Genomic DNA, 7,031 nt, shown 5'->3' with positions numbered 1-7,031 from the left:
AGATGAGAACTCCATTGAGGGTCGTCAGAGACGATGACGTTGATAGGATGCAGGTGTAAAGACAGCGATGTCAAAGCCGAGCATTACTAATTGCCCGAACACTTTCTTTAGGAAAGTTCATAGTTTCAGCTGTTGACTCTCGATTGAATCGAGAGGGACGGTGGTTCTTTACTTGATAAACAGTTTGCTTGTGTGCAAATACGTCATACCCCATTATCAGGTGGTTATTGCGGTGAGGTCCCACCTCTTCCCATTCCGAACAGAGAAGTTAAGCTCACTTGCGCCGATGGTACTGCAATGCAATGCGGGAGAGTAGGTAGCCGCCTTCTTTTATCAAGAGCCTCAGATTTCGAAAGATTTCTGAGGCTTTTCTTTTATTATCTATTGTATATTTTGAGTTCTATTGTTCTATAATCTAATTGTATTTTGTATCTTTGCAAAAAAAAATAATTATGTTTTATTATTTAAGCACTTGGTGGAGATGGTTGTGTCGCTGTAAATATAGCCGCGGTTTTGGTGTTCAGTCACCTTCTGCCTATAGCTTTATTCGATATGTTATAAATGAGCATTATCCTTATTATGCATATTCTGAATTGGAAGAACGTTATGAGATGCCTGGCAGATTGCAACATAAGCTAGGCAGACTTCTTTTTCGCTTATCTAATTACTGGCAGCCCGAAAAGTGTTATAGTATTGAATCTCTTTATTTTCCTTACATTAACGCAGGATGCTATAAAACTGTACTTTGTACTTTGTATGACTTATATGATTCTTCCACAAAGAATTTGGTCGTTATCGATTTAGATCATATAGATAAGGATGAGCTGTATTCTTCTATATTGCCTTTTTGCAATGATAGAACATTATTAGTAGTTTTGGGCTTAAATCATGGAAAAAACAAGCAGTTTTGGCATCGATTGCAATATTCCGAATATACTGGAATTACCTACAATCTGTATTATGCCGGAATCGTCTTTTTTGATAAATCAAAATACAAGCAACATTATCAAGTTAATTTTTAAAATAAAAGGGTTGCCTTATCGCATGGATAGACAACCCTTTCTTTCTTAAAAATCTTATATATCTACTTATTTACGTTTGCGATGATTACGAGTCTTTTGCTTTGAATTCTTTCTATCCTTTTTATTTGCATCACCAGTAGCTATCTTTTCTTTTCGTATTGGTGCAAAATCACCAGCGAGAGTGAAATCAAGCTGCTTCTTCTCTAAGTTTGCTTGCGCAACCTTGATACGGATGGCATCACCTAAAGAATATTTATTGTGATGACGACGGCCTATCAAGCAAAAATTCTTTTCGTCAAAATCGTAATAGTCATCAGCAATGTCTCGCATAGGAACCATGCCTTCGCAATGGTTCTCGTCTATCGTCGCATAGATGCCGTAGGATGTGATACCACTGATGTGGGCATCGAATTCTTCACCGAGTTTGTCACCCATGAATTCTACCATTTTATATTTGATAGAGTCACGCTCAGCATTCTGTGCTATTTGTTCCATCTCAGAGCTATGTTCACAAAGCTCTTCATAATGTTTTTCGTTGGCACTTCTACCACCAGCAGCATATTTGGTTAGCAAGCGATGTACCATCGTGTCAGGATAGCGGCGTATTGGTGAAGTGAAATGAGTATAGTATTCAAATGCAAGACCGAAGTGACCAATGTTATGTACAGAGTATTTTGCCTTCATCATGGCACGTAGTGCTACCATTTGGATGAGGTTGCTTTCAGGTTTTCCATCACAATCTGCCATCAGTTTATTGAGACTCTTGGCAGTAGCCCCCTTGGTGCCTTCTGTCTTTATTTTATACCCAAACTTAACAACGAACTCTCGAAGGGTTTCCAATTTCTGTGGGTCAGGATTGTCGTGAATACGATAAGGAAGCGTTTTTGGCTTTTTGCCTTTCTTGACCTTTCCGATGCTTTCTGCGACAGTTCTGTTAGCGAGTAGCATGAACTCCTCGACAAGTTTATTGGCGTCTTTAGAGCGTTTGTAATAGCATCGTATAGGCTTTCCCTTCTCATCTATATCAAAATGCAATTCTTCACGATCGAATTTTACAGCACCATTCTTGAATCGAGCAGCGCGCAATTTCTTTGCTAATTTGTCTAGTGTAATGAGTTGAAGAGCGTTTTCACCCTGATATGGGTGTTCTTTAGTCTCTGCAGGAGCAGGCTCACCTGTACCATCTATTACGCCGTTTGCTTCCAGAAGCTCTTGTACTTCTTCGTATTTATATCTACGATTGCTTTCAATGACAGTATGAACGATGCGATAGTTCTTCACGTTGGCATTCTCATCCATTTCAAAGATAACGCTGTAAGCTAGTTTTTCTTCATTTGGACGGAGTGAACAGATGAAGTTGCATAAACGTTCTGGAAGCATTGGTATTGTGCGGTCTACGAGATAAACCGATGTTGCACGTTTTACAGCTTCCTTATCTATGATACTGCCTTCAGTGACATAGTGAGAAACATCTGCAATGTGCACGCCTACTTGCCAGTTGCCATTTTCTAATTTCTGTATACTCAAGGCATCATCGAAATCTTTAGCATCCTTAGGGTCGATAGTACATGTGAAAACCTTTCGGAAGTCCTCGCGTTCCTTGTAGTCCTTTTCTGTGATTTCGCCCGAAATCTTGTTTGCAGCATCCTCTACGTTCTTCGGATATTTATAAGGCAATCCATATTGTGCGAGGATAGAGTTCATTTCAACATCATTGTCACCCATCTGTCCGAGGATGTCAACAACTTCACCGATAGGGCTTTTGTTTTCTCCATCAGGCCATTCGATGATACGCACTACAGCCTTATCATCTGTTTTTCCTCCCTTTACCTTTCGTCTAGGTATGATGATATTGTGAGCAAAAACATCACTAGGTGTTACGAGATAAGCCAAGTCTTTATCTACCTTTAATCTACCAACGAAAGTATCCTTGGCACGTTCTAGGATCTTATTAACTTGGGCTTCTTTGATATGATTCTTTCGACGAGCTAAAAAAGTGAACTCTACACGGTCTCCGTTTAGTGCACCCATAGAGTTTCGTTCAGAAACGAATATAGGTTTTTCAGTGTTATCAGGAATAACCGAGTTCTTGCCGTTTGCTTTTCGAATGAATTTACCTTCCATCACCTGAATACTTTGATTCAAGCGATAAGAATTATCACTTACCTTAGCTAGGTAGTCATCCCATGCCATTTCCTCCATGACGTCAATAGCCAGCATCTTGAGTGGATGCGTGGTAAGATGGAGGGAACGGAATATTTCTTTAAAGCTGAGCGTTTCGCCTGGCCTTTGGGCAAAGAATTCCTGGAGCATCTCAGTGAGTTGCGCCTTATTCATTCTCTTGCCACCTTTTTTACCTTTTCCCATAATTTCGACTGTTATATGACTGTTAATAGTTTTATAAGGCAAAGAAACAAAAAAAAATGGAGAATACAAAGTTTCTTGGCATCTTTTTTCGTTTTTTATCAAATATGTAACAAAAATGGGCACAGATTCCGTCTTTTTTCCCTTTTTAAGAGTAGAAGAAAGGAATATGCTTTTTCTACTCATCGGAAATGCTTCATTCCTGTTTTAGAGGCTTTGGAAAGCCTCTGATGTTACAATGTTGTTACAATTTGAAATATCCGATATAGATATTTCGTAATAAGAAGATTTCTTATTATATTTGCAACTGAAACGTAACAAATATTTCCACAAATACAAATTATTATGGATACAAGTCAATATCTTGTGATTTTTTTTCAGATTCTCGGTTCTTTAGCTTTGCTCATCTATGGTATGAAGGTGATGAGTGAGGCCTTGCAGAAGATGGCAGGATCTCAGTTGCGCCACATTTTGGGTGCTATGACAACCAACCGATTTACGGGAATGCTTACAGGTACCTTTATTACCTGTGCCGTTCAGAGTTCCTCTGCAACTACCGTTATGACGGTTTCTTTTGTAAATGCAGGTTTGCTGACCTTAGCCCAAGCAATTTCCGTTATTATGGGTGCCAACATTGGTACCACGTTTACGGCTTGGATTATGTCGCTGGGTTATAATGTAGATTTAACGATTGTCGTATTCCCTGCGTTCTTCCTCGGCATTATGCTGATTTATAGTAAGAAGCGCCGTTATTTCGGAGATTTCCTTTTTGGTATCGCCTTCCTCTTCTTCTCGCTCGTTCTGTTGAGTAGTGCGGGTAAGGCTCTCGATCTGGAACATAATCCGGCGGTTATCGATTTCTTTGGATCTTTTGATACGAAGAGTCATTTTACGATTGTAGTCTTCCTCCTGATTGGTACACTTATAACCTGTATCGTACAGAGTTCGGCAGCTGTGATGGCCATCACCATCTTACTCTGTTCTACGGGTGTACTCCCTATCTATCTGGGTATTGCCTTGGTGATGGGTGAGAATATCGGAACTACCGCTACAGCCAATCTTGCCGCTTTGGGTGCCAATGCCCAGGCTCGTCGTGCAGCCTTGGCCCATCTGGTATTCAATGTCTTTGGTGTAATCTGGGTTCTCTGCCTGTTCTATCCATTTGTAGATTTCGTTTGCTCTATCGTGGGGTATGATCCTGATGGTGGTATGTCTGCGGCACAGAAGGCAAAGTTGTTGCCAATTGTTTTGGCGATGTTCCATACCTGTTTCAATGTTTGCAACACGGGCGTTCTGATTTGGTTTATCCCACAGTTGGAAAAAGTTGTCTGCAAACTTATCAAGCCTAAGGCAGATAAGGAGGATGAAGATTTCCGTTTGCGCTTTATCCAGGCTGGCATCATGAAGACCCCAGAACTTTCTGTCTTCGAGGCACAGCAGGAAATCGGCAGTTTCGGCGAGCGTATCCATCGTATGTTTAGTATGGTGAGAGAGTTGCTGGATACTCAGGATTCCAAGACTTTCGACAAACTCTATGAGCATATCGAGAAGTATGAGGGTATTTCTGATAATATGGAGATAGAGATTGCCAAGTATCTTGATCAGGTGAGCGATGCTCATCTGAGTGATGATACCAAGGCGAAGATCCGTGCGATGTTGCGTGAGATTTCTGAAATCGAGAGTATTGGTGACAGTTGCTTCAATCTTGCCCGCACCATTAAGCGCAAGGGTGAAAACAAGGAGGAGTTTACTGCCAAGCAGAGTGAAAACATTCATCAGATGTTTAAGTTGGTAGATGAGGCGCTGACTCAGATGAACTATATGTTTGCTCATGAACGCCATTCTATCAATCTCAACCATACGTACAATATCGAGACTGAGATTAATAATTATCGTACTCAGTTGAGAAACCAGAACCTGGATGATGTGGATAACCATCTTTATACCTATGGTGTAGGTACATTGTATATGGATATCATTCAGGAATGCGAAAAACTGGGTGATTATGTGGTTAATGTCGCCGAGGCTCGCATGGGAGTCAGAACATCTGAGGCTGTGTAATGCAGAATGTTATTGATAGAAAGAAAATAAAAGTAATAAAAGCAAACGGGGAAGTATCAATGGATGCTTCCCTGTTTGCTTTTGTTGTTTATATATTCTGAATGTTTTTATTTTTCCAATATTTCCTTCAGTTCCTTCATACCATCTGAAGCCCCTTTCATGATGTGCTCTATCTTGTAATATCCATTGGTGTTTACAGCACCCGGGTCTATCAGATAGATAGGAATGTGAGGCTTGGTATATGAAATCAGACCTGCAGCAGGATAAACGTTGAGTGAGGTTCCGATAATGACGAAGATATCGGCTTGCTGTACAGCTTCGGCTGCCGGCTCAATCATAGGAACGCTTTCGCCGAAGAAAACGATAAATGGGCGCAACAGGCTTCCATCTCCAGCTTCGGTTCCCGGTTTTACCTCGCAGTCATCCTCAGGTAATTCCTTGATGTAGCGATAATCGTATGGATCGCGAGAAGAGCAAACCTTAGAAAGTTCGCCATGTAGATGGATGACATTCGAAGAACCAGCCTTCTCATGTAGATTATCTACGTTTTGTGTAATAACAGTTACCTCAAAGTTCTTCTCCAGTTCTTTGATAAGCTTATGACCCTTGTTTGGTTGAGCGGCATAGAGCTTATGGCGCAACATGTTATAAAAGTTAGTCACTAGGGTAGGGTCAGCTTCCCATCCCTCATGGGTCGCTATCTGTTCTACAGGATAGTTTTCCCATAGGCCATCATTGCCGCGAAAAGTTTTGAAACCACTCTCCACAGACATGCCTGCACCGGTTAAAAATACGAGTTTCTTCATAATCTTACTATTAAGAATGCACAAATTTAGTAATTTTTCTTCAAATAGCATCGTTTTCAGCGAGAAAAATGTTATCTTTGCACTCGTTTTAAGGACAATAAGTACAAAATAAAGAATATTAATACAAAGTTTTAGATAAATTATGGATAAAGTAAGTTATGCTTTAGGCATTGGCATCGGTCGCCAGTTGGCGTCAATGGGTGCAGAGAGTTTGAATATCGACGATTTTGCACAGGCAGTTAAGGATGCCATTGCTGGCAAACTTCAGCTCGGTGAGCAGGAGGCTCAGGAGTTGGTACAGAATTTCTTCGCAGAGCAGGAAGCTAAGGCTCAGGCTGCTGCTGCAGAGAAGGGCAAGGTTGCTAAGGAAGCTGGTGAGAAGTTCCTCGCTGAGAATGGCAAGAAGGAAGGTATCATCACTACTAAGAGTGGTTTGCAGTATCAGGTTTTGCGTGAGGGAAATGGTAAGGCTCCTAAGGCTACCGATCAGGTAGAGTGCCACTACGAGGGTACACTCATTGATGGTACAAAGTTTGATAGCTCTTACGACCGTGGTCAGACTGCAACATTCCCATTGAATCAGGTTATTGCTGGTTGGACCGAGGGTCTTCAGTTGATGACCGAGGGCGCTAAGTATCGTTTCTTCATTCCTTATCAGTTGGGTTACGGTGAGCGTGGTGCTGGTGCATCTATCCCTCCATTCTCAGCATTGATTTTTGATGTAGAGCTTGTTGCAGTAAAGTAATATCAGAGAACATAGAATAAAAACATAAAAGTA

General features: G+C 41.0%; 5 protein-coding genes and 2 rRNA genes. 5 read left to right on the top strand and 2 right to left on the bottom strand.

Annotation, left to right across the window (positions count from 1 at the left end):
- The 3 genes from ACTQ16_RS01985 to ACTQ16_RS01975 all read left to right on the top strand — a co-directional run.
- Positions 1 to 111: ribosomal RNA gene (locus ACTQ16_RS01985) — 23S ribosomal RNA — on the top strand; the annotation flags it as partial.
- A gap of 105 nt (positions 112 to 216) precedes the next feature.
- Positions 217 to 329: ribosomal RNA gene (gene rrf / locus ACTQ16_RS01980) — 5S ribosomal RNA — on the top strand.
- Positions 330 to 452: 123 nt separating this feature from the next.
- Complete coding sequence (locus ACTQ16_RS01975; RefSeq protein WP_441935852.1) at positions 453 to 1,022, top strand: hypothetical protein; 570 nt, start codon at positions 453 to 455, stop codon at positions 1,020 to 1,022.
- Positions 1,023 to 1,088: 66 nt separating this feature from the next.
- On the opposite strand, the gene rnr is transcribed toward ACTQ16_RS01975, so the two are convergent.
- The gene (rnr, locus tag ACTQ16_RS01970) at positions 1,089 to 3,389 is read right to left on the bottom strand and encodes a ribonuclease R (protein WP_294969427.1); all 2,301 of its coding nucleotides are present in this window, start codon (positions 3,387 to 3,389) and stop codon (positions 1,089 to 1,091) included.
- A gap of 342 nt (positions 3,390 to 3,731) precedes the next feature.
- On the opposite strand from rnr, the gene ACTQ16_RS01965 reads away from it, so the two are divergent.
- A complete protein-coding gene (locus ACTQ16_RS01965) occupies positions 3,732 to 5,447 on the top strand; it encodes a Na/Pi cotransporter family protein (protein ID WP_295346042.1) in 1,716 nt (571 codons plus the stop codon).
- A gap of 107 nt (positions 5,448 to 5,554) precedes the next feature.
- Here the strand turns inward: ACTQ16_RS01965 and ACTQ16_RS01960 are convergent, their stop codons facing one another.
- Positions 5,555 to 6,253: an NAD-dependent deacylase gene (locus tag ACTQ16_RS01960; protein ID WP_294969421.1), complete on the bottom strand. Its 699-nt coding sequence runs from the start codon at positions 6,251 to 6,253 to the stop codon at positions 5,555 to 5,557.
- 142 nt (positions 6,254 to 6,395) lie between these two features.
- Between ACTQ16_RS01960 and ACTQ16_RS01955 the strand changes: the two genes are divergently transcribed.
- A complete protein-coding gene (locus ACTQ16_RS01955) occupies positions 6,396 to 6,998 on the top strand; it encodes an FKBP-type peptidyl-prolyl cis-trans isomerase (protein ID WP_153123951.1) in 603 nt (200 codons plus the stop codon).
- Positions 6,999 to 7,031 lie beyond the last annotated feature (33 nt).

Source organism: Prevotella sp. LCP21S3_D2, from assembly GCF_052118345.1.
Lineage (GTDB): Bacteria > Bacteroidota > Bacteroidia > Bacteroidales > Bacteroidaceae > Prevotella.
This window is presented reverse-complemented; position numbering and strand designations above follow the sequence as displayed.